Origin of the sequence: Streptomyces axinellae, assembly GCF_039532135.1 — a bacterium.
GTDB lineage: Bacteria > Actinomycetota > Actinomycetes > Streptomycetales > Streptomycetaceae > Streptomyces > Streptomyces axinellae.
In genome coordinates, this window is record NZ_BAAARJ010000027.1 from 38,707 (window position 1) to 61,191 (window position 22,485).

The 22,485-nt window shown below is 72.6% G+C and carries 17 protein-coding genes; 4 read left to right on the forward strand and 13 right to left on the reverse strand.

Going from position 1 to position 22,485, the window contains the following annotated elements:
* Window positions 1-12: 12 nt before the first annotated feature.
* The 5 genes from ABD339_RS30140 to rimP all read right to left on the reverse strand — a co-directional run bounded on the left by ABD339_RS30140 (window position 13) and on the right by rimP (window position 5,751).
* Window positions 13-309, reverse strand: coding sequence for a DUF503 domain-containing protein (locus ABD339_RS30140; protein ID WP_344570326.1), 297 nt, complete (start codon window positions 307-309; stop codon window positions 13-15).
* 207 nt (window positions 310-516) lie between these two features.
* On the reverse strand, window positions 517-3,630 hold the full coding sequence (gene infB, locus ABD339_RS30145; RefSeq protein WP_344570327.1) for a translation initiation factor IF-2: 3,114 nt from the start codon (window positions 3,628-3,630) through the stop codon (window positions 517-519).
* A gap of 154 nt (window positions 3,631-3,784) precedes the next feature.
* A complete protein-coding gene (locus ABD339_RS30150) occupies window positions 3,785-4,072 on the reverse strand; it encodes a YlxR family protein (RefSeq protein ID WP_344570328.1) in 288 nt (95 codons plus the stop codon).
* 90 nt (window positions 4,073-4,162) lie between these two features.
* Entirely contained in the window at window positions 4,163-5,203 is a 1,041-nt protein-coding gene (nusA, locus tag ABD339_RS30155; protein ID WP_344570329.1) for a transcription termination factor NusA, read from the reverse strand.
* A 2-nt stretch (window positions 5,204-5,205) separates the two neighbouring features.
* A complete protein-coding gene (gene rimP, locus ABD339_RS30160) occupies window positions 5,206-5,751 on the reverse strand; it encodes a ribosome maturation factor RimP (RefSeq protein ID WP_344570330.1) in 546 nt (181 codons plus the stop codon).
* A 270-nt stretch (window positions 5,752-6,021) separates the two neighbouring features.
* On the opposite strand from rimP, the gene ABD339_RS30165 reads away from it, so the two are divergent.
* From ABD339_RS30165 to ABD339_RS30175, 3 genes are all read left to right on the forward strand, one after another.
* Entirely contained in the window at window positions 6,022-6,714 is a 693-nt protein-coding gene (locus ABD339_RS30165; RefSeq protein ID WP_344570331.1) for a hypothetical protein, read from the forward strand.
* The gene (locus tag ABD339_RS30170; protein ID WP_344570332.1) at window positions 6,711-7,190 is read left to right on the forward strand and encodes a ferritin-like domain-containing protein; all 480 of its coding nucleotides are present in this window, start codon (window positions 6,711-6,713) and stop codon (window positions 7,188-7,190) included. Before ABD339_RS30165 ends, ABD339_RS30170 begins: the two co-directional genes overlap by 4 nt.
* 70 nt (window positions 7,191-7,260) lie before the next feature.
* Window positions 7,261-8,223, forward strand: coding sequence for an aminoglycoside phosphotransferase family protein (locus ABD339_RS30175; protein WP_344570333.1), 963 nt, complete (start codon window positions 7,261-7,263; stop codon window positions 8,221-8,223).
* A 112-nt stretch (window positions 8,224-8,335) separates the two neighbouring features.
* On the opposite strand, the gene ABD339_RS30180 is transcribed toward ABD339_RS30175, so the two are convergent.
* From ABD339_RS30180 to dxr, 6 genes are all read right to left on the reverse strand, one after another.
* A complete protein-coding gene (locus tag ABD339_RS30180) occupies window positions 8,336-10,045 on the reverse strand; it encodes a proline--tRNA ligase (RefSeq protein WP_344570334.1) in 1,710 nt (569 codons plus the stop codon).
* Between the two features lie 143 nt (window positions 10,046-10,188).
* On the reverse strand, window positions 10,189-10,758 hold the full coding sequence (locus ABD339_RS30185) for a GNAT family N-acetyltransferase (protein WP_344570335.1): 570 nt from the start codon (window positions 10,756-10,758) through the stop codon (window positions 10,189-10,191).
* 78 nt (window positions 10,759-10,836) lie between these two features.
* A complete protein-coding gene (locus ABD339_RS30190) occupies window positions 10,837-11,682 on the reverse strand; it encodes a GNAT family N-acetyltransferase (protein WP_344570336.1) in 846 nt (281 codons plus the stop codon).
* 163 nt (window positions 11,683-11,845) lie between these two features.
* Window positions 11,846-13,003 (reverse strand): flavodoxin-dependent (E)-4-hydroxy-3-methylbut-2-enyl-diphosphate synthase, encoded by a 1,158-nt coding sequence (ispG, locus tag ABD339_RS30195; protein WP_344570337.1) that lies wholly within the window; start codon window positions 13,001-13,003, stop codon window positions 11,846-11,848.
* 157 nt (window positions 13,004-13,160) lie between these two features.
* Window positions 13,161-14,465 (reverse strand): M50 family metallopeptidase, encoded by a 1,305-nt coding sequence (locus ABD339_RS30200; protein WP_344570338.1) that lies wholly within the window; start codon window positions 14,463-14,465, stop codon window positions 13,161-13,163.
* On the reverse strand, window positions 14,462-15,730 hold the full coding sequence (gene dxr / locus ABD339_RS30205; RefSeq protein WP_344570339.1) for a 1-deoxy-D-xylulose-5-phosphate reductoisomerase: 1,269 nt from the start codon (window positions 15,728-15,730) through the stop codon (window positions 14,462-14,464). Before dxr ends, ABD339_RS30200 begins: the two co-directional genes overlap by 4 nt.
* Window positions 15,731-16,065: 335 nt before the next feature.
* Here dxr and ABD339_RS30210 point away from each other — a divergent pair, with 335 nt between their 5' ends.
* A complete protein-coding gene (locus ABD339_RS30210; RefSeq protein ID WP_344570340.1) occupies window positions 16,066-17,727 on the forward strand; it encodes a translation initiation factor 2 in 1,662 nt (553 codons plus the stop codon).
* 195 nt (window positions 17,728-17,922) lie between these two features.
* Here the strand turns inward: ABD339_RS30210 and ABD339_RS30215 are convergent, their stop codons facing one another.
* Together ABD339_RS30215 and ABD339_RS30220 are read right to left on the reverse strand one after the other, a co-directional pair.
* Window positions 17,923-20,235 carry a hypothetical protein gene (locus tag ABD339_RS30215; RefSeq protein WP_344570341.1) on the reverse strand — a complete coding sequence of 771 codons (2,313 nt, stop codon included), beginning with the start codon at window positions 20,233-20,235 and terminating at the stop codon, window positions 17,923-17,925.
* A 61-nt stretch (window positions 20,236-20,296) separates the two neighbouring features.
* The gene (locus tag ABD339_RS30220) at window positions 20,297-22,255 is read right to left on the reverse strand and encodes an acyl-CoA dehydrogenase family protein (protein ID WP_344570342.1); all 1,959 of its coding nucleotides are present in this window, start codon (window positions 22,253-22,255) and stop codon (window positions 20,297-20,299) included.
* Window positions 22,256-22,485 lie beyond the last annotated feature (230 nt).

The following is a 22,485-nucleotide window of genomic DNA, read 5'->3' on the forward strand; positions in this document are numbered from 1 at the left end:
TCGCTCATGCGCTCATTCGTCATCATCACCGTGGATCCGCCGTCGTACCGACAGCAGCTCCACCTCTGGCCGCGCCGCGACAAGCCGCTCGCAGCGGTCCAGCACTTCTGTGAGGTGCCCCGCCTCGCCCGAGACCGCCGCGAGGCCGATATGGGCCCTGCGGTAGAGGTCCTGTTCGCCGGTCTCCGCCACGCTGACCGCGTACTTGCGGTGCAGCTCGGCGACGATCGGGCGGACGACGGAGCGCTTCTCCTTCAGCGACCGTACGTCGCCGAGGAGCAGGTCGAAGGACAGCGTCCCTACGTACATACAGTGCGGGTCATGCCACCCGGGGGGCCTGGGGGTACGAGACCCTGGAACCGTACACGCAACGGCCGGGGCCGATCGACGGAATTCCTTCCGCCGACCGGCCCCGGAACGAAACCACGGATCAGCCGCGAGGCTTCTCCCTCATCTCGCCCTCCCGTCGCCCGACCGCCACCCCCAGGGTGGCGGCCCCGAGCTTCGGCAGGGGGATCAGCCGCGAGGCTTCTCCCTCATCTCGTACGTCGCGATGACGTCATCGACCTTGATGTCGTTGAAGCTGCCGAGGTTGATACCGCCCTCGAAGCCTTCGCGGATCTCGGTGACGTCGTCCTTGAAGCGGCGCAGCCCCACGATGTTGAGGTTCTCCGCCACGACCTTGCCGTCGCGCACCAGGCGTGCCTTGGTGTTCCGCTTGACCTCGCCGGAGCGGATGAGGACACCCGCGATGTTGCCCAGCTTGGACGAGCGGAAGATCTCGCGGATCTCCGCCGTACCCAGCTCGACCTCTTCGTACTCCGGCTTCAGCATGCCCTTCAGGGCTGCCTCGATCTCCTCGATGACCTGGTAGATCACCGAGTAGTAGCGGACATCGACACCCTCGCGCTCGGCCAGCTGCGTCGCACGCCCCTCGGCGCGGACGTTGAAGCCGATCACGATCGCGTCGGAGCCGGTCGCCAGGTCGATGTCGGTCTCGGTGACCGCACCCACCCCGCGGTGCAGGATGCGCAGGTCCACCTCTTCGCCGACGTCGAGCTGGAGCAGCGAGGACTCCAGGGCCTCGACCGAACCGGACGCGTCGCCCTTGATGATGAGGTTGAGCTGCTGCACCTCGCCCGCCTTGAGCACCTTGTCCAGGTCCTCCAGGGAGACGCGGCGGGTCCGCTTGGCGAAGGCCGCGTTGCGCTCGCGCGCCGCGCGCTTCTCGGCGATCTGCCGGGCGGTGCGGTCCTCGTCCACCACCAGGAAGTTGTCGCCGGCGCCCGGGACGTTGGTCAAGCCGAGCACCAGGACGGGGGTCGAGGGACCCGCTTCCTTGATGTTCTCGCCCTTGTCGTCGAGCATCGCGCGGACCCTGCCGTAGGCATCGCCCACGACCATGGTCTCGCCGACCTGGAGCGTGCCGCGCTGGACCAGCACGGTGGCCACGGCGCCACGGCCGCGGTCCAGGTGGGCCTCGATCGCGATGCCCTGCGCGTCCTGGTCGGGGTTGGCCCGCAGGTCGAGCGAGGCGTCCGCGGTCAGGACCACGGCCTCCAGCAGCTCCTTGATGTTCAGCCCCTGGCGCGCGGAGATGTCGACGAACATCGTGTCGCCGCCGTACTCCTCGGCCACCAGGCCGTACTCGGTGAGCTGGCCACGGACCTTGGTCGGGTCCGCGCCTTCCACGTCGATCTTGTTGACCGCGACGACGATCGGCACATCGGCCGCCTTGGCGTGGTTCAACGCCTCGACGGTCTGCGGCATCACGCCGTCGTTGGCCGCGACCACGAGGATCGCGATGTCGGTGGACTTGGCACCACGGGCACGCATGGCGGTGAACGCCTCGTGACCGGGGGTGTCGATGAAGGTGATCTTGCGCTCTTCACCGTTGACCTCGGTCGATGCCTGGTAGGCGCCGATGTGCTGGGTGATGCCGCCGGCCTCGCCCTCGATGACGTTGGTCTTCCGGATGGCATCCAGAAGGCGCGTCTTACCGTGGTCGACGTGGCCCATGACGGTGACCACCGGGGGCCGTGCCGTGAGCGCTTCCTCGCCGCCCTCGTCCTCACCGAACTCGATGTCGAAGGACTCCAGCAGCTCGCGGTCCTCCTCCTCCGGGCTGACGATCTGAACCGTGTAGTTCATCTCTTCGCCGAGGAGGTGCAGCGTCTCGTCGGAGACGGACTGGGTCGCGGTGACCATCTCGCCCAGGTTGAACATGACCTGGACCAGCGACGCCGGGTTGGCGTTGATCTTCTCCGCGAAGTCCGTGAGCGAGGCACCACGCGACAGCCGGACGGTCTCGCCCTTGCCGCGCGGCAGCATCACACCGCCGACGGACGGCGCCTGCATCTGCTCGTACTCCTGGCGCCTCTGCCGCTTCGACTTGCGGCCACGGCGCGCGGGGCCGCCGGGACGGCCGAAGGCACCCTGGGTACCGCCACGGCCACCGGGACCGCCGGGACGGCCGCCGAAACCGGGACGGCCACCGCCGCCACCGCCGGGACGGCCGGCGAAACCGCCGCCACCGCCGCCGGGACGACCCGCTCCGGGCCCGCCGGGACGGCCGGCGAAGCCGCCGCCACCGCCGCCGGGACGACCCGCTCCGGGCCCGCCGCCGGGACGGCCACCGCCGCCAGGACCACCACGGCCCGGACCGGGACGCGGGCCCGCGGCGGGACGCTGCGGCATCATGCCCGGGTTCGGACGGTTACCGCCGCCGGGACGCGGGCCTGCGCCGCCGCCCTGCGGGGCCTGCGGACGGGGCATGTTGCCCGGCGTCGCACGGCCGCCACCCGGCGCCTGCGGACGCGGACCACCCTGACCGCCGGAGCCGCCCTGGCCCTGACCGGGCTTGGGGGCGCCGCCGCCGGGCTTGGGACCGCCCTGGCCGGGCTTGGGGGCACCGCCGGGACGGGGCGCCTGGGGGCGCGCCATACCGGTGGAGCCGCCGGAGGTGAAGGGGTTGTTGCCGGGGCGCGGCCCGGAGGGACGGCCACCCGGCTTCGGAGCACCCTGGCCCGGCTTCGGGGCCTGGCCTCCCTGACCACCCTGGCCACCACGGCCGCCCTGGCCCTGGCCACCCTGGCCTCCGGGGCGAGAGGTCTGGCCCGGCTTGGGGGTCTGCGGGGGCCTGGGCGCGCCCGGCTTCGGGGCACCGGGGGCCGCGGGCGGCGCCTGGAACTCCGGCCTGGCCGGGGTCACCGGCTGGGCGGGACCCGGCCGGGGGCCTTCCGCGGCGGGCTTGGGAGCCGCCGCGGGCTTGGGGGCCTCGGCGGGGGCGCCGGAGGTGCCCTCAGCGGGACCCGGCGCGGGGGTTGCCGGGGCCTCGGGGCCCGGCTTGGGGGCGCCGGGCTTCGGCGCTCCCGGCTTGGGGGCCGCGCCCGCACCCGGCTTGGGTGCGGCGGAGTCGGCCGCCTTCTTGGGTGCCGCGGGCTTCGCGGCGGACTTCTTGGCGCCGCCACCGCCCGCTTCAAATGCGTCAGTCAGTTTGCGGACTACCGGCGCCTCGATCGTCGAGGACGCCGAACGGACGAATTCTCCAAGTTCTTGGAGCTTGGCCATGACGACCTTGCTCTCGACTCCAAGCTCCTTGGCGAGCTCGTATACCCGGACCTTAGCCACTTCGCTCCTTACGGCCCGGGGGATCGTCCGCCGGACCTTCGCTACTTATGCATGGGCGTACTCATCGCGTACTCATCGAGTGCTCATCGCAATCTCGACCTACTTCCAACTCGCGAGGTACCTCGTCCCGCACGGAGGTTCCGTGCGAGCTCACTTACGGTGTTGCCTGTGCTGTCCGCTCCACGTGCTCTCGCAGTTCCGCGAGATCGAACGGACCCGGACCCCGGAAGGCCCTGTTGAACGCCCGGCGCCGGACAGCCTGCTCAAGACAGGCCGGAACGGGGTGCAGATACGCACCCCGGCCGGGCAGCCTACCGCGAAGATCAGGGATCAGGCTTCCCCTCTCCAGGACCACCCGCAGCAGATCGCTCTTGTCCGTACACTCCCGGCAGCCCACGCAGGTCCGCTGAGGATATGCCCGGTCACGCGTCCGGCCAGACACTGCTTAAGTCTACCTCCCCGAAGCCCCGAACCCCTTGGGGGGTAAGGGCGCCGTTACTCATTCGCGGCCGGGCGCGCGGTGCGCCCGGTCTCAGTCCTGTCCGGCCGCCCGCTGCTGGGCCTGCGCCGGCTGCTGCCCGCTCCCCGGAGTGCCCGCGTCCGCCGTGTCCGGGCGGATGTCGATGCGCCAGCCGGTGAGGCGGGCCGCGAGGCGCGCGTTCTGGCCTTCCTTGCCGATGGCCAGCGACAACTGGTAGTCGGGCACGGTCACTCGCGCCGAGCGGGCCGCCAGATCGACGATCTCGACCTGGCTCACCCGGGCCGGGGAGAGCGCGTTGGCCACCAGCTCGTCCGGCTCCTCGGACCAGTCCACGATGTCGATCTTCTCGCCGTGCAGCTCCGCCATCACGTTGCGCACCCGGCCGCCCATCGGGCCGATGCAGGCACCCTTGGCGTTCAGTCCGGAACGCGTGGAGCGGACGGCGATCTTGGTGCGGTGACCTGCCTCACGGGCGATGGCCGCGATCTCGACCGAGCCGTCGGCGATCTCGGGGACCTCCAGCTCGAAGAGCTTCTTGACGAGGTTGGGGTGGGTTCGCGAGAGGGTCACCGAGGGGCCGCGCACGCCCTTGGCGACGCGCACCACATAAGTACGCAGGCGGGTGCCGTGTGCGTAGTCCTCGCCGGGGACCTGCTCCTGCGGGGGCAGGATCGCCTCCAGCTTGCCGATGTCCACCAGCACGCTCTTGGGGTCCTTGCCCTGCTGGACGACGCCCGCGACGACATCGCCCTCGCGGCCCGCGTACTCACCGAAGGTGACCTCCTCCTCGGCGTCCCGCAGCCGCTGGAGGATGACCTGCTTCGCGGTGGTGGCCGCGATCCGGCCGAAGCCCGTGGGGGTGTCGTCGAACTCCTTCGGCTCAGCACCCTCTTCGAGGTCCTCCGGGCTCTCCTTGGCCCACACGGTGACGTGCCCGCTCTTCTGGTTCAGCTCGACGCGGGCGTCGCGCCTGCTGCCCTCGGTGCGGTGGTACGCGATGAGGAGGGCCGATTCGATCGCCTCCACCAGCAGGTCGAGGGAGATCTCCTTCTCCCTCACCAGCCCCCGCAGGGCACTCATGTCGATGTCCACGGCTACGCCTCCTCCTTGTTCTCTTGGTCTGTGGCCGCGGACTCGTGCTGCGCCTTCTCAGCGGCCTTGCGGTTGAACTCGATCTCCACGCGCGCCTTGGCGATCCCGTCGAAGGCGAGCCGCCGCGCGGTGGGCTTGCGGCCCTTGACGCCGGGGACCTCCACGTCGATGCCCTCGTCGTCCACCGCCATCAGCCGGGCGGTCACTTCGCCGCCGCCGGCCTCCTCGGTGAGCTGCGCCTTGATCAGTTTGCCGAGGGCGCGGCGGTAGTGCCGCTGCTCGCTCAGCGGGCGGTCGGCGCCGGGGGAGGTGACCTCCAGCACGTAGGGGGAGCCGCCCATCACGTCGCTCTCGTCGAGCGCCTCGGACACTGCGCGGCTCACCTCGGCGCAGGTGTCGAGCTGGACTCCGTCATCAGCGTCCAGGACGACGCGCAGCACGCGCCGCTTTCCGGCCGGGGTCACGTCGATCTCTTCGAGATCCAACCCCCTCTCGCTGACGAGCGGTTCCAGCAGTCCGCGCAGCCTCTCGCTCTGGGTCGTGCTCATCCGGGTGACTCCTCGGCCGCGTGTGCTGTTGTAGGGGGCCTTGTAACGGGGGCGTGTCGCCGCACAAGCCTATCGTCTGTGGCGGGCTGCGCCGACCCGTTCGGGGCAGGCGGGGCCTGCACCGCCTGTGCGGGAGCCGGGCGGGGCCGGATGCGGCGGGGTGGCCCGTGGCATCCGCGAAGAGCGGCACGGGTACTCTCGCGTGGCGGTGATCGCCGACCCGCGAGGCTCAAAAGTACGGGCGAGGGCCCATATTCAGGGAGGGCACACATGCCGCGCACGCCGTCACCGGCAGCAGCCCGGCCGCGTCGCAGATCGCTGCTGACCGGCGGGCTCGGAGCCGTCGGCGCCGGAGCGGTGCCGGTGACAGGACTGCTCTCCGGATGCAGCGACGGCCAGAGCAGCGCCGACGCGGAACGCTCCGACGCCGGCCGGAAGTTGCGCGTCCGCAGCGCCCGCGACAGCGAACAGCTGGTGGCCCGCTACGAAGGCACCGTCGAGGTGCACCCGGCGCTGGCCGAGCGGCTGCGCCCGCTGCGCGAAGAGGTCGCGCGCCACGCACAGGTACTGCGCGGCAGCGGTACGGGCGACGGATCGCCCTCCCCTGTCCCGTCCGGTTCGCAGCCGCCCGCGAGCCGCTCGGGGGCGCCGGTTTCCGGGGGCCAGGACCGGCCCGCCGGGCAGGAAGGCCCCTCGCCGACCCCCTCGCGCACCCCCGAACCGGACACCTCGGGGGTACCGCGCAGCGAGAAGGCGGCGCTCGCCGCACTCGCCGGGACCGAGCGGAAGCTGGCCGGAGCGCGCGCCAAGGCGCTGGCCACAGCCCCGCCGGAGCTGGCCCGGCTGCTGGCCTCGGTCGCGGCCTGCGGCGCGGCGCACGTGTACCTCCTGGAAGAGGGCGGCGGGGACGGCAAGGGCAGCGGAGACAGCGGGGCCGACGGAGCGGACGGAGCGCACGGATGAAGGAACTGACCGCCGTTCAGGCCGCGCTGCGGGCCGAGCACGCGGCCGTCTACGGCTACGGCGTCGTCGGCGGCCGGATCGCCGAGAGCCGCAAGCCCGAGGTACGGCAGGCGTACGACGCACACCGCGCCCGCCGGGACGCGCTGCGCCGCACCGTGCGGAGCCTGGGCGGCACGCCCGCGCCCGCCGCCGCTGCCTACACGCTGCCGTTCGCCGTCCCCGACAGCGCCGCCGCCGTACGGCTCGCGGCCGAGTTGGAGAGCCGGCTCGCGGGCGTCTACGCGGACCTCGTACGGGCCACCGAGGGGGCAAGGCGCCGGGAGGCGGCGGACGCGCTGCGCGAGGCCGCCGTCCGCTCCGTCCGGTGGAAGGGCGGCGGCGTGGCCTTCCCCGGTCTCACCGAGCTGGGCGCGGACGACGCGCCGCCCTCCCCCTCGGAATCCCCGAGCGGGTCCAGGGCGCCGGGCACGCTGTAACCCGCTCCTCCCGCGCTCCCGGACCCGCGCGTACCGCGGGTGCGCCTCCCCGCTCTGAAAGGCCCTCACCATGGCTCCCGCAGTGCCCTTCGACCCACCGCAGCGGCTCGTACGCGCGCTGGCGGCGCAGCCGGACGCCGAGTGGGCCGCCGCGGGACCGGCCTGGCTGGCGGAGACACCCCGGCTGCTGGGCCGGTGGCTGGAGCGCTGGGAGCTGTCGCTGGAGCGGATCGTCTCCCCCGGCGGACGCAGCAGCGTGACGGCGCTGGTACGGCAGGCCGACGGCTCACCCGCGACGCTGAAGCTGCTGGCTCCCGACGGGGCCCCCGCGCCGGTGCGGGCGGCGCGCGAGCACGAGGCACTGACCGCCTGGCACGGGCTGGGAGCCGTACAGGTACTGCGCGCCGCCCCGGAAGAGGGGGTGCTGCTCCTGGAGCGGCTGCGGCGCGAGGTGTCGCTGCGCTCGCTGCCGGAGGCCAAGGCCACGCTGGAGGCCGTCTCCGTGGTGCGCCGGCTGTGGGTGCCCGTGGCGCCGGGGCACGGTTTCGAGACCGTGGCCGCGCACACCGGGACGGAGGCGGCCCTGATGCGCTCGGCCGTGCCGCTCGACGCCGAGCCGCTGGTGGCCGCCGCGCTGGAGGCACGCGAGACGCTGCTGGCCGAGCCGCCCGAGGGGAGACCGGTGCTGCTGCACGGCGACTTCCGGCAGGGCGCCGTGCTGGCCAGCTCCTCGCCCCCCGGCTCCGGTGAGCGTGCGCCCTGGCTGACCGTGGGGCCGGATCCGCTGGTCGGAGAGCCCGCCTTCGACCTCGCCCGGCTGGCCCGCGACCGGCTGCACGACCTGATGGCCGCCTCCGGCGCCGCCGCCCAGACCCGGCGGCGCATCCACAAACTCGCGGACTCGCTGGACGTCCCCCGCGAGCGGGTACGGCTGTGGGCGCTCTACCGCGCCGTCGAATCCGCCGTACGCCAGGCGGCGGGCGGCAGCCGGGCGGACGCGGAGATGCTGCTGGAGTTCGCCGCCTGGCTGTGAACCTGCCGGGCCCCGGAGCCGCACACCGCCCGCGCCGTCACCCGGTCATCCGGCCTTCGGCCTCTCGGTGACAGCGGCCCGCTCCCCCGGGAACGGGCCCGCTCCGCGCCGGTCAGCCCTCCGTGAGACGGGCGACGGCCGCGTCGATCGCCAGCTCTTCCCGCTCGCCGGTACGCCGGTCCTTCAGCTCGACCAGGCCGTCCTTGATGCCCCGGCCCGCGATGAGGATCGTGGGCACGCCGATCAGCTCGGCGTCGGTGAACTTCACGCCCGGAGAGACGCTCGTGCGGTCATCGACCAGCACGCGCAGCCCGGCATCGCCCAGCCGCTCCGCGATCTCCAGCGCCGCCTCGGTCTGCTGCGCCTTGCCGGCGGCGACGACGTGGACATCGGCGGGCGCGACCTCGCGCGGCCAGCACAGGCCCTGCTCATCGGCGCTCTGCTCGGCGATCGCGGCGACGGCGCGGGAGACGCCGATGCCGTAGGAGCCCATGGTGACGCGGACAGGCTTGCCGTCCTTGCCCAGGACGTCCAGCTCGAAGGCGTCGGCGTACTTGCGGCCGAGCTGGAAGATGTGGCCGATCTCGATGGCGCGGTCCAGCTCGATGCCGGACCCGCACTTCGGGCAGGGGTCGCCGGGCTCGACCACGACGACGTCCAGGTACTGATCGACCTCGAAGTCCCGCCCGCACACCACGTTGCGCGCGTGCTTGCCCGCTTCGTTGGCGCCGGTGATCCAGCTGGTGCCGGGCGCGATGCGGGGGTCGGCGAGGTAGCGGAACGCCTTGCCCGCCATGCCGCCCTGCGGGCCCACGTAGCCGCGCACCAGGTCCTCGCGGCCCTCGAAGTCCTCGGCCGTCACCAGTTCGACGGCGGCGGGTGCCAGCTGCTCGGCCAGCTTGCCCATGTCCACCTCGCGGTCCCCCGGCACGCCGACGGCGGTGATCTCGCCATCGACCTTGACCAGCAGGTTCTTCAAGGTGGCCGAGGCCGGGACGCCCAGGTGGGCGGCGAGGGTCTCGATGGTGGGGGTGTCGGGGGTGTCCAGCTTCTCCACCGGATCGTGGCCCTCGGTGGCGGCGGGTGCCACGGTGAAGGTCATGGCCTCGGTGTTCGCCGCGTAGCCGCACTGCGGGCACTGCACAAAGGTGTCCTCGCCCGCGGCGGCGGGCGCCAGGAACTCCTCGGAGGCCGAGCCGCCCATGGCGCCGGAGATGGCCGAGACGATGCGGTAGTCCAGGCCGAGGCGCTCGAAGATGCGCTTGTAGGCGACGCGGTGCCTCGCGTACGAGTCGGCCAGGCCCTCGTCGGAGACGTCGAAGGAGTACGAGTCCTTCATCGTGAACTCGCGGCCCCGCAGGATGCCGGAGCGGGGGCGGGCCTCGTCGCGGTACTTGGTCTGGATCTGGTAGACGGTCACCGGCAGGTCCTTGTAGGACGTGCACTGGTCCTTGACGACCTGGGTGAAGATCTCCTCGTGGGTGGGCCCGAGCAGGTATTCGCCGCCCTTGCGGTCCTTGAGGCGGAAGAGCAGGTCACCGTACTCCTCGTACCGCCCGGACACCTCGTAGGGCTCCTTGGGCAGCAGGGCGGGCAGCAGCACCTCCTGGCCGCCGGCGGCGTCCATCTCCTCGCGCACGATGCGCGTGACGTTGTCCAGCACCTGCTTGCCCAGCGGCAGCCACGTCCAGATACCGGCGGCAGTACGGCGCACATAGCCGGCGCGGACCAGCAGCTTGTGGCTGAGCGTCTCGGCGTCGGCCGGGTCATCCCGCAGCGTCTTCAGCATCGACCGGGACAAACGCTGGACACGGGCTGCCATGGGAACTCCTGCTGGGCTGCTGGCGATGGGGACGAACCCGTCAGGAGACGAACTCGCCGAGGCGGCAGCCTATCCGCCCGGACCGACGCCGCGAAAACGAGATCTCCCCGCCGAGGACGGCGGGGCTGCCCCCACCCTCACCCTCACCACCGCGCCAGCGGCAACACAGCGCCCATCACGACATAGGGCTGGACCGCGCTCGGGAACTGCACGCGGCGGGCCAGGTCGTGGTAGCCGAGGCCGTGGTAGAGCGTGCGGGCCGGGCTGTCGGTGTCCAGGGCCGAGAGCAGGGAGCGGGGTTCCGCCGCGGTGTCGGTGAGGGCCGTGATCAGGCCGCGGCCGATGCCCCGGTGCTGGAAGGCCGGGTGGACGTGGAGTTCGGTGATCACGAAAGAGCCGCTGAGCCAGCCCTCGTTGCCCTCCCGGGCCAGGTAGGGCCGCACGATGGTGGACCACCACTGGGTGTCGTCGTTGGGCATGCCGTAGACGAAGCCGACCAGCCGCCCCTCCTCGGTGGTGGCGCCCAGGGCACTGGCGCCGGGGCCGGCCATATGGCGCAGGACGATGTGTCTGCGTACGCCGATCTCTTCGTCGGTAAGGCCGAAGGCCACGGCCTGCACTGCCAGCGCGTCGTCCACGCGGGCGGCCAGGTCCAGCGGGCCGATGACGACGCTCCGGGGGTCCGGGAGCTGCCCCCGGGCTGAATGCGGCATGGCGGGGAGGCTACTTCCTCCGCCGGGCCGCCGCGAAGAGGCGGCACATCGCGGGGCGGGCGTCACCCGGGGCCGCGCTCAGAACAGCACGCTCATGAAGGCGCCGACCTCGCGGAAGCCGACTCGCTGGTAGGCGGCCCGCGCGGGGGCGTTGTAGTCGTTGACGTAGAGGCTGACCAGCGGCGCGACATCGCGCAGCGCGTAGCCGACGACGGCGGCCATGCCCGTCTCGGACAGGCCCTCGCCGCGCCGCTCGGGCGCCACCCAGACACCCTGGATCTGGCAGGCGTAGGGGGTGGCGGCGCCGATTTCGGCCTTGAAGACGACCTGGCCGTCCTCGATGCGCGCGAACGAGCGGCCCGAGCTGACGAGTTCGGCGACGCGGGCCTGGTAGACGAGGCCGCCGTCGCCAGCGAGCGGGGAGATGCCGACCTCTTCGGTGAACATGGCCACGCAGGCCGGCAGGACGGTGTCCATCTCGCCCTTGGTCACGCGGCGCACCCGGGGGTCGGGCTCGATGTCCGGCGGCACCCGGTCGGTGATCATCAGTGGCTGGTTGGCGCGCACCTCGCGGGCCGGGCCCCAGTGCGGTTCGAGGGCGGCCCACAGGGCGGCCGTGGGTCCCGCGGGGCCGACGATGGAGGAGCAGCGCCTGCCCTGGCGGCGGGCGCGCTCGGCGAAGGCGCTCACGGCCTCGGGGCCCGCGCACAGGGGGACGAGGTTGGCTCCGGCGTAGCAGAGGGCTTCCAGGCGGCCGTCCTGGTACCAGCCCCACATCTCGCCGCCGAGACGCCACGGGTCGAGCCCGGAGACCTGCACACGGGCCGTGACGAACGCGTTGTTCACCGGCTCCCTGCGCAGCACGGCCAGCGCGTCCTGGAGTTCGGCCGGTTCGACGACCTTGGTGGAGGTGGTGGTCAACAACGTCTCGGCGCCTCACCGTACGGCCCGCGGGCAAGGGGAACGATCTCTCGCACTGTACCTCTGCCCATGGCCTGGCGCCGCCGTGCGGCCGGATCGGCCGCGCGACGGCGCCGGTGGTGGGGCGGCGGCGGCGTGCGAGTCGGGTGGATGTGCGAGGGGCGCGTCAGCCGGCGGTGGTGACGACGGGCTCGCCGGAGGCGACGCCGTCCTTCTCCATCTGCTCGGCGATCTTCATGGCCTCGTCGATGAGCGTCTCGACGATCTTGGCCTCGGGAACGGTCTTGATGACCTCGCCCTTCACGAAGATCTGGCCCTTGCCGTTGCCGGAGGCGACGCCCAGGTCGGCCTCGCGGGCCTCGCCCGGGCCGTTGACGACGCAGCCCATGACGGCGACGCGCAGCGGAACCTCCATGCCCTCCAGGCCCGCGGTGACCTCGTCGGCGAGCTTGTAGACGTCCACCTGGGCCCGGCCGCAGGACGGGCAGGAGACGATCTCCAGGCCACGCTGGCGCAGGCCGAGGGACTCCAGGATCTGGATGCCGACCTTGACCTCCTCGACGGGCGGCGCGGACAGCGAGACCCGGATGGTGTCGCCGATGCCCTCGCTGAGCAGGGCGCCGAAGGCGACGGCCGACTTGATCGTGCCCTGGAAGGAGGGGCCGGCCTCGGTGACACCGAGGTGCAGCGGGTAGTCGCACTGGGCGGCCAGCCGGCGATAGGCGTTGACCATCACGACCGGGTCGTTGTGCTTGACCGAGATCTTGAGGTCGCGGAAGCCGTGCTCCTCGAAGAGCGAGCACTCCCACAGCGCGGACTCGGCCAGCGCCTCGGGGGTGGCCTTGCCGTACTTCTGCAGGAGCCGCTTGTCGAGGGAGCCCGCGTTGACGCCGATGCGGATCGGGGTGCCGGCCGCGGAGGCGGCGTCCGCGATCTCCTTGACCTTGTCGTCGAACTGCTTGATGTTGCCGGGGTTGACGCGGACGGCGGCGCAGCCGGCGTCGATGGCCTGGAAGACGTACTTCGGCTGGAAGTGGATGTCCGCGATCACCGGGATCTGGGATTTACGGGCGATCGTGGCGAGGGCGTCGGCGTCGTCCTGTGTGGGACACGCCACCCGCACGATCTGGCAGCCGGACGCGGTCAGCTCCGCGATCTGCTGAAGCGTCGAGCCGATGTCCGAGGTGCGGGTCGTGGTCATGGACTGCACGGACACCGGTGCGTCTCCGCCCACGGCGACCTGTCCGACCTGGATCTTCCGGCTGACCCTGCGGTCGGCGAGCTTTGCGGGAACGTCCGGCATTCCGAGCGAAATCGCTGTCATCAGCGTGCAACCCCAACGGTGTGGTTCAAGTCCCGGGTTCGACGGGCTCCAGGCCCCGAGATTACGGCACCCACTGTGTGCCAGGCACATCGCTTGGGCGGAACAACAGCAAAATATGACGTCCGCACGCGAAACGTACGGACGTCACACAGGCGTGCTAACCGGTGAGTCTGACGGGGTTCACCAGGTCGGCGGCCAGGACGAGCAGCGTGAAGCACAGGAAGATTCCGGCCACGACATACGCCACCGGCATCAGCTTGGCGACGTCGAAGGGGCCGGGGTCGGGCCGGTGGAAGACCCGGGCGAACATCCTGCGCACGGACTCCCACAGCGCCCCCGCGATATGTCCGCCGTCCAGCGGCAGCAGCGGCAGCATGTTGAACAGGAACAGGCTGAGGTTGAAGCCCGCGACCAGGAAGAGCATGGTCGCCACCCGCTGGCTGGGCGGGATGTCGAGCGAGAAGACCTCGCCGCCGACCCGGGCCGCGCCCACGACGCCCATCGGGGAGTCCTGCTTGCGCTCCCCGCCGTCGAAGACCGCGTTCCACAGGTCCGGGATCTTGCCCGGCAGGTCGATGAGGGCCTGCACACCGTTGGCCATCATGTCGCCCATGCGGTCCACGGCCTGCGGGAAGGACTGCTTCACGACGCCGCTGGCCGGGGTGAAGCCGAGGAAACCGGCCGTGACGTACTCGTCGGGGACATAGCTGCCCTTGCCGTCGGACTTGGCGACCTTGTTCTCGATCAGGTTCGCGTGCAGCGTGCGGCGGGCGCCGTCGCGCTCGACCGTGATCGTGGCCGGGCCCGTCGTGTCCCGGATGTGCTGCTGGAGGCTGCCCCAGTCCGTCACCCGGCGGCCGTCGAAGGCGACGATCTTGTCGCCGGGCTCGATGCCCGCCGCCTTGGCCGGGGAGTCCTTGGCACCGGCCGGACACTTGTCGGTCTGCGCCGAGGCGGGGATCACGCACTTGGAGACGGAGGAGACCGTGGTCGTCTGGGTGTTCACCCCGAACGTCATCAGCACCGTCAGGAAGATCACCACGGCCAGGACCAGGTTCATGAAGGGCCCGGCGAACATCACGATGACGCGCTTCCACGGCTTGCGCGTGTAGAGCATCCGGTGCTCGTCACCGGGCTTCAGCTCCTCGTACGCCGCCGCCCTGGCGTCCTCGATCATGCCGCGGAACGGTGAGGAGGAGCGCTGCCGCACGGTGCCGTCCTCACCGGGCGGGAACATGCCGATCATCCGGATGTAGCCGCCCAGCGGCACCGCCTTGATGCCGTACTCGGTCTCGCCCTTGCGTTTGGACCAGACGGTGGGCCCGAATCCGACCATGAACTGCGGAACGCGGACACCGAACATCTTCGCGGTGGAGAAGTGCCCCAGTTCGTGCCACGCGATGGAGAACAGCAGGCCGACAACGAAGACGACTATGCCGAGGATGGTCATGAACGTCGTCATGCGCGGGCCTCCGCTGTTGCTGTTGCTTTCGCCGACTGCGCGGCCAGTTCACGGGCACGCGCGCGCGCCCAGGTCTCTGCGGCCAGGACATCCGGCAGGGTCAGCCCGGTTCCCTCCGGGGTGCCGTGCTCCTCGACCACAGCGGCAACCGTATCCACGATGCCGGTGAACGGCAGCCTTCCCGCCAGGAAAGCCCCGACGCACTCCTCGTTCGCCGCGTTGAAGACGGCGGGGGCCGTGCCCCCCAGCTCACCCACCCGGCAGGCCAGCGGCACGGAGGGGAAGGCGTCCTCATCCAGCGGGTAGAAGTCCCAGGACATGGCCTGGTCCCAGGAGAAGACCGGCCCCGCGTCCGGCACCCGCTCGGGCCAGCCCAGCCCCAGCGCGATCGGCAGCCGCATGTCGGGGGGCCCGCACTGGGCGAGCGTCGAGCCGTCGGTGAACTCCACCATCGAGTGGACGGCCGATTGCGGGTGCACCACGACCTGGATGCGGTCGAAGGGGATGTCGTAGAGCAGGTGGGCCTCGATGACCTCCAGGCCCTTGTTGACCAGCGTGGCCGAGTTGATGGTGATCACCGGGCCCATGTCCCACGTGGGGTGCGCCAGCGCGTCCTGGGGGCTCACCCCGGCCAGCTCCGCCCTGCTGCGGCCCCGGAACGGGCCGCCCGAAGCGGTGACCAGCAGCTTGCGCACCTCCGCGCGGGTGCCGCCCATGAGCGCCTGGAAGAGCGCCGAGTGCTCGGAGTCCACCGGAACGATCTGGCCCGGCTCGGCCAGCGCCCGTACCAGGGGGCCGCCGACGATCAGCGACTCCTTGTTGGCCAGCGCCAGCGTGCGGCCCGCCTTCAGCGCCGCCAGGGTCGGGGCGAGCCCGATGGAGCCGGTGATGCCGTTGAGCACGGTGTGGCAGGGGGAGGCGGCCAGCTCGGTCGCCGCCTCGTCGCCCGCCAGCACCTCGGGCGGCGGCTCCCCCGTGCCGTACACGGCGCGCAGGGCCTCGCGCAGCTCCCGCACCTTGTCCTCGCGGGCGACGGCCACGGTGCGCACGCCCAGCCGGTGTGCCTGCTCGGCCAGCAGCTCGACCCGACCGCCGGACGCGGCCAGCGCGGTGACCCGGAAGCGGTCCGGATTGTTGAGCACGACATCGACGGCCTGGGTGCCGATCGATCCCGTCGAGCCGAGGATCACGATGTCGCGTGGGGCACCCGCCTCCGGCACGGTGCCGGGATAGCGCAGATGCGGGTCAGCGAGGGAGTCGGTCATGCCCCCATTGTGTCCGCTCCTCGCGCGGGGCCCGACAGCGCACCGACCGCGCACGGGCGTGGGCCGCCGTATGCCCACGTGGCGCACGGTGCTGGCAGGGTGTCAGAAGTCCCGTGGACCCCCTCGGCACCCGCACCCCCGCGAGTACCCTCACGCCCATGCCACCCAGTGACCCCAACGGCCCCGCATGGCCTGCCCGAACCGACCCCCTCGACCGCCTGGAACCCGATAGGGTGGGCAATTTGGCCGGGAGCCGGGAGCCGGGAGCCGGGAGCCGGGAGCCGGGAGCCGGGAGCCGGGAGCCGGGAGCCGGGAGCCGGGAGCCGGGAGCCGTCGTGTGTGACGTGCTCTTCGCGGTGCGGACGGCGACCACCTTGCACCGGCTGCTCGATGCGGCGCCCGCACTCGCGGGTGACCGGCGGATACGGCCGTACTTCACGCTCGTGCCCGGCTCCGACTTCGGCGCGGGCGCCCTCGCGGCGCTCGACGGGCTGAGGGCCGCACAGCTGCCCTGGGAGGAGGCGCTGCGCCGCCCGTTCGGGCTCGTACTGGCCGCCAGCGCCAACGGCGGGCTCGACCTGCTGCGCGGGCCGCTGGCGCTGCTGCCGCACGGTGCCGGGTTCAACAGGCGGATCCCCGGCGCGCGAGCCGTCGTCGGCGCCGACGACGCGGCCAACGGGCTGCATCCGGAGCAACTGCTGCTCCCCGACGGCAGCCCACTGGCCGACGTGCACGCCCTGGCGCACCCCGGCCAGCTCGACCGGATCGCGGCCGGTTCACCCCGGGCGGCGGCGCGCGTGGCCGTCGTGGGTGACCCGACCCTCGACCGGCTGCTGGAGTCCACACCGCGCAGGGACCGCTACCGGCGGGCGCTGGGCACCGGCAGGCGGCGACTGGTCGTGCTGGTCTCGACCTGGGGCCCGGAATCCCTGCTGGCGCGCCGCCCCTGGCTGCCGTTGCGGATGGCCACCGAACTGCCCTACGACACCTACCAGGCCGCACTCGTGCTCCACCCGAACGAGTACGCGCGCAAGGCGCCGTTCGGCCTGAGCCAGGACCTGGTGCCGGAGCGCAGGGCGGGCGTGCTGGTGCCGGGGCCGTACGAGGAGTGGGCGTCGGTGCTGGTCGCGGCGGACTGTGTGGTCACCGACCACGGCTCGACCGCGCTGTACGCCGCCGCACTCGGACTCCCCGTCCTCGGCGCCTACGACGGCGGCGGGGAACTGCTGCCCGGCACGCCCATGGCCCGGCTGCTGGAGGGCGCACCCCGGCTGACGGAGGACGCGCCGTACGAAGGCCAGCTCGCACAGGCCCTGGCGGGCGATGGCGCACAGCGCGCACGGGACGCGGCCTCGTACGCCTTCGGACCGAGCGGCAACGCGCTGGGCAAGCTGCGCGGACACCTGTACGGGCTGCTCGGCCTCGCACCGCCGGACACCCCCGCCGAACCCGAACCGCTGCCCTTGCCCGGTGAGGTCGCGCGGCGCTCTTCGGGTCTGTCGGCGTTCGCGGTGGACGCCGAGGTCGGCGCGGACACGGTGAAGGTGGTGCGACGCCCGGTGTCGGGCAGGCCCGGCCATCATCTGGCGGCCGAGGAGGACTGGGCGGGGCTGCGGTACGTGCAGAGCGCGGGGCTGCTCTACCGCCACGCCGGCCCCGCCACCGGGCGGACCGGCCACCGCGACAGGGTGACGCTCGGCGACTGGAGCGCCCGCCTGCTCGCGGCGTACCCGGGCTGCCGTACGGCAGCCGCCGTACTGGCGGACGACCGGGGCGGGCTGCGGGTGCGAGGCGGGAGTCTGCTGAGCGTCCGGATCGAGGCGCCCGGCGGCGGGGCGCTTCCCGATCCGGTGGCCGTGCTGTGCGGGGTGCACGCGTGGCTGGGAAAGCACGCGGGACGCAGCCCGGTGGCACGGGTGCACTGTGTGGTGGGCGAGCTGGCGGCGACGGTGCTGCTGGGGCCCGCCTCGGACGAGGAGGCCGGTGCGCTGCTCTGAGCGGGTCTGAGGGAGCGGGCGGCACATGGCCGGTCCGAGCCCTCGGGTGGTCCGGGCCCTCGGGTGGTCCGAGCCCTCCGGCTGCCCGGATGGCGTCGCGGCCGGATCAGCGGGTCCCCTCCCCCGCGCTCCGAACCGGGCTGGCCCGCACGGAGCCGGCCGTGACGGGCACAGGGGCGGAGCGCGGGCCGGGGCTCAGGCGTTCTCGGAGAGGCCGCCCGCGCGGGATGTGAGGGCGCGGGCGCGGGCGCGGTGTCGATGCGCTCCGGCCGTGTCCCCGGTCCGCTCGGCGAGATCGGCGAGCGCGCGCAGTGCCGTGACCTCGTCGTGGTCGGCGCCACGGCTTCGGGCGCTGGTGACGGCGCGGCCGTAGAGGGCGGTGAGACGCGCGGTGTGCCCGGCGCTCCCGGGGCCGTTCCCGGTGTTTCCCGGGCCGTACCCTGTGCCGTTGGCCGCGTCGCCCGCCGCGCCGTGCGTCTCCTCGTCCGCCGCCTCGCCCGCCATGTCGTCCGCCGCCTCGCGCTCCAGGGCGCGGGCCAGCTCGAAGGCGGTGAGGCCGGTCATACGTTCGCGCCGCTGCTTCTGGGCCTCGGCGTGGGCGTCCGCCAGCAGTTCGGCGGCGCGGTGTGCCGCGCCCTGCTCGATGAGGGCCTTCCCCAGCAGATAGCTCTGCAGGAGGACGCCGTAGGTGTTGCCGATCTCCTCGTGGATGCGGAGGGAGGCCGCGAACTCCTCGGCCGCTCCCGCCCAGTCGCCTTCGGCCGAGCGCGTCAGGCCGCGGAACTCCAGCGTGGAGGCCCGCAGTTTCGGCTCGCCGGGCAGCGCATGCGCCGTGCGGACGGCGGCGTCCACCTGCTCGCGGGCCCGGCCCAGGTGCCCGGTCTCCCACAGCGGGCGGGCGAGCTGGCAGCGCATGCGGGCCTGGGCGGCGAGGTGTCCGGCACGCTGGGCGGCGGCGAGCCCGGCCTCGAACGCGTCGATGGCGTCGGCGTGGTGGCGGTGGTCCATGAAGTGCGTCCACAGCGGTTCGCACAGGCCCCAGGCGTCCGCGTCGCCCTGTGCGGTCCCGGCCTCGTGGGCGAGCCGTACGCAGGCGTGCAGGGCCGCGTGCTCGGCGCTCATCCAGCGTGCCGCCTCCGCCGGTGCGGCGAAGGGCACATCCGGCGCGTGCGGCAGCTCGGCTACGGGGTCGGCGAAGCGCATGCGGCTGCCGGAGATCAGCTGGTCGGCGCGTTCGGCCTGGCGCCGGTACCAGCGCACCACCCGCTGCCGTGCCTCCCCGGCCTCCGCCGGATTCCCCTCGTGGCGGGCGCGGCGCCGCGCGTGGGCCTGCAACAGGTCGTGCATGCGCAGCCGTTCGGCCGCGCCGTCCGTCGCCCGCGCGTGACCGGCCACTCCGGCATCGGCGTCGGTATCGGGGGCTTCCCCGGCCGCCGCCGCGCCGTCGGTGCGTTCCTGGTCCCGGTCCCAGACGGCGACGAGGCCGGCGCGCTCCAGCTCGCCCAGCGCGTCGTAGGCGGCGTCCGGGTCCCGCGCCCCCAGCAGCGCCACGGCGGAGGGTTCCGTGAAGGAGGTGCCGGGGTGTGCCGGGAGGAGGCGGTAGAGGCGGGCGGCGTCGGCGCTCAGCTCACGGTAGGCGGCGTCCCAGACGGCTTCGACCACGGGAAGCCCCTCCTCGTCGAGCTCGGTGCGCAGCGCGGCGATCAGCCGTTCGGGCGGGCGGCGGCGGTGGGTGCGCAGATATCTGCCCGCGACATGCAGGGCAGCGGGCAGGCCGCCGCACATCCGGGCGATCTCCGCGACCGTGCCCGGCCCACCGGGCGGACCGCTGCCCTCCAGCACCGCGTGCAGCAGATCCTGGGCCGCTGCCGCCGGGAGCGGGCCGAGCGGGATCTCCAGGGCGCCGTCCAGATCCTCCAGCCGGCTGCGGCTGATGACGATGGCCACGCTGTCCGCCGAGACGGGCAGCAGCGGCTCGGCCTCGCTCGCGTAGGCGACGTTGTCGAGGACGAGGACGAGAGCGCGGCCCGCGGTGCGCTCGGCGTACTGCCGCGCCCGGCCCGCCAGGTCCTTCTCCATCCAGGGCTCGTGGACCCCGAGCGCGCGCAGCAGCACCGCCAGCACGTCGGAGGGGGAGACGGCGCCGTCCCTGCGCAGGTCGTCCAGATCGACGTAGAGGGCGCCGCAGGCGCTCGCGCGGTGGGCCTCGTGCGCGAGGCGCAGGCCGAGCGCGCTCTTGCCGACCCCGCCCATGCCGCTGAGAGCGACCACCAGCGGACGCACGACCCCGGCATGGCCGCGCCGGCTGCCGAGCGCGCTCCGCACGCTGGCCCGTTCCCTGTCGCGGTCCTCGAAGAGCGCCGCTTCCACGGGGAGTTGGAGCGGGAGCGTCGCGGGCTGTTCCGGTGCGGCGTAGGTGTGGTGATGTACGGCGCCGATGCTGGCCGCCTGAACGATCGCACCCGCGCTGACCTGCCCGTCCACGGTGTTGCGCGTTTCCTCGGTCACGGCTCAACTCTAGGGCGCGCGACGGCGCATGGGCAGGGGGCGGGCATCCCGTCGGAGGGGGTCAGGGCACGCGGCGGTGTACGTCGTCCTTCGTGGCGGGGCCGGGGGTCGCGTCGGCGATCCAGGGGCCTTCGGACGACGGGTCCACGACGCCTTCCTCCAGCCAGGTGTAGGAGCCGTCGAGGACCTCGCGTACGACCTTGTGGTCGAGGTCGTCGGTGTTGGTCCACAGGCGGGCGAACAGCTCATCGACGCGGATGCGGGACTGGCGGCAGAAGGCGTCGGCCAGTTGGTAGGCGGTGTGGTCGTCGGTGCTGCCATGGGTACTGCCGGTGCCGTCCGCCCCGTCCCGGCGCAGCTTTTCCGCGCGTACGCAGGCGGCGCTCATCGCGAACAGTTCGGCGCCGATATCGACGATCCGGCCGAGGAAGCCCTGCTTGGTCTCCATGCGGCCCTGCCAGCGGGACATCGCGTAGAAGGTGGCGCGGGCCAGCTTGCGAGCGGTGCGCTCGACATGGCGCAGGTGCGGGGCGAGCGCGCCGAACTCGGCGAATGCTCCTGGCAGTTGACCAGGGCCCGCGACGAGCCTGGGCAGCCATTTCGCGTAGAAGGTACCGGCGGCGACGGCTGCCTTGCGCTTGTCGGCGAGGGTCTTGCCGGGGTCGATGAGGTCGCCGGCGACCGACAGATGTGCGTCCACGGCCTCCCGCGCGATCAGCAGGTGCATGATCTCGGTGGACCCCTCGAAGATGCGGTTGATGCGCAGATCGCGCAGCAGCTGCTCGGCGGGAACGCCGCGCTCACCGCGCGCGGCGAGGGACTCGGCGGTCTCGAAGCCCCGGCCGCCGCGGATCTGCACCAGTTCGTCGGCCATCCGCCAGGCCATTTCGCTGCCGTACAGCTTGGCCAGGGCCGCCTCGATGCGGATGTCGTTGCGCTCCTCGTCCGCCATCTGGGAGGAGAGGTCGAGGACGGCTTCGAGAGCGAAGGTGGTGGCGGCGATGAAGGAGATCTTGCTGCCGACGGCCTCGTGCTCGGCGACGGGCCGGCCCCACTGGACGCGCGCCTGCGACCACTCCCGGGCGATCTTCAGACACCATTTGCCGGCGCCGACACAGGTGGCGGGCAGGGAGAGCCGGCCGGTGTTGAGCGTGGTCAGCGCGATCTTCAGGCCGGCACCCTCGGGGCCGATGCGGTTCGCGGCGGGCACCCGGACCTGGTGGAAGCGGGTGACGCCGTTCTCCAGGCCGCGCAGGCCCATGAAGGCGTTGCGGTTCTCGACGGTGATGCCCGCGGAGCCGGCCTCGACGACGAACGCGGTGATGCCGCCCCGGTGGCCCTCGGCCTTGCGCGGATCGCCGTCGGCCGGCTCGGGGACGCGGGCCATGACGACGAGCAGGTCGGCGACGACGCCGTTGGTGGTCCACAGCTTCACCCCGTCGAGCACGTAGTCGCCCTGGGCGTCCGGGACGGCGGTGGTGGCCAGGCGCGCCGGGTCGGAGCCGACGTCGGGCTCGGTCAGCAGGAAGGCCGAGATGTCCGTGCGCGCGCAGCGCGGCAGGAACGTGTCCTTCTGCTCCTGGCTGCCGAACAGCTTCACCGGCTGGGGCACGCCGATGGACTGGTGCGCCGAGAGCAGGGCGCCGACGGCCGGGCTCGCGGAGCTGACCAGGGCGAGCGCCTTGTTGTAGTACACCTGGGTGAGGCCGAGGCCGCCGTACTCGGTGCCGACCTTCATGCCGAGCGCGCCCAGCTCCTTCAGTCCGCCGAGGACCTCGTCGGGGACGCGGGCCTCGCGCTCGATGAGCGCACCGTCGATCTTCGTCCGGGTGAACTCTCCCAGCTTTCCGAGGAATTCCTCGCCGCGCGCGACGTCCCGGGGCGCCGGCTCGGGGTGGGGGTGGATGAGGTCGAGGCGGAAGCGGCCCAGGAACAGCTCCTTGGCGAAGCTGGGCTTGCGCCAGTCCTTCTCGCGGGCTGCCTCGGCGACTTCGCGTGCTTCGCGCTCGGAGACGGTCATCTCGCTCACCTCTGGCGGTTGCGGTTGGGAGGAGGATTCGAGGAGGGTGCGCGGTGCGGGGCGGTGGCTGCCAGGCAGGTGCTGCTCGTCGGTGCCTACCGCCGGGTGCTGCTCGGACGTATGTACCCGATTCACCCGGTGTGTACCAGACGCCGCGCACGAGAAGGCCGAATGCCTCCCGGCCGTCCCCCCTCCCGGCTCTCCCGGCTCTCCCGGCCCTCCCAGCCCTC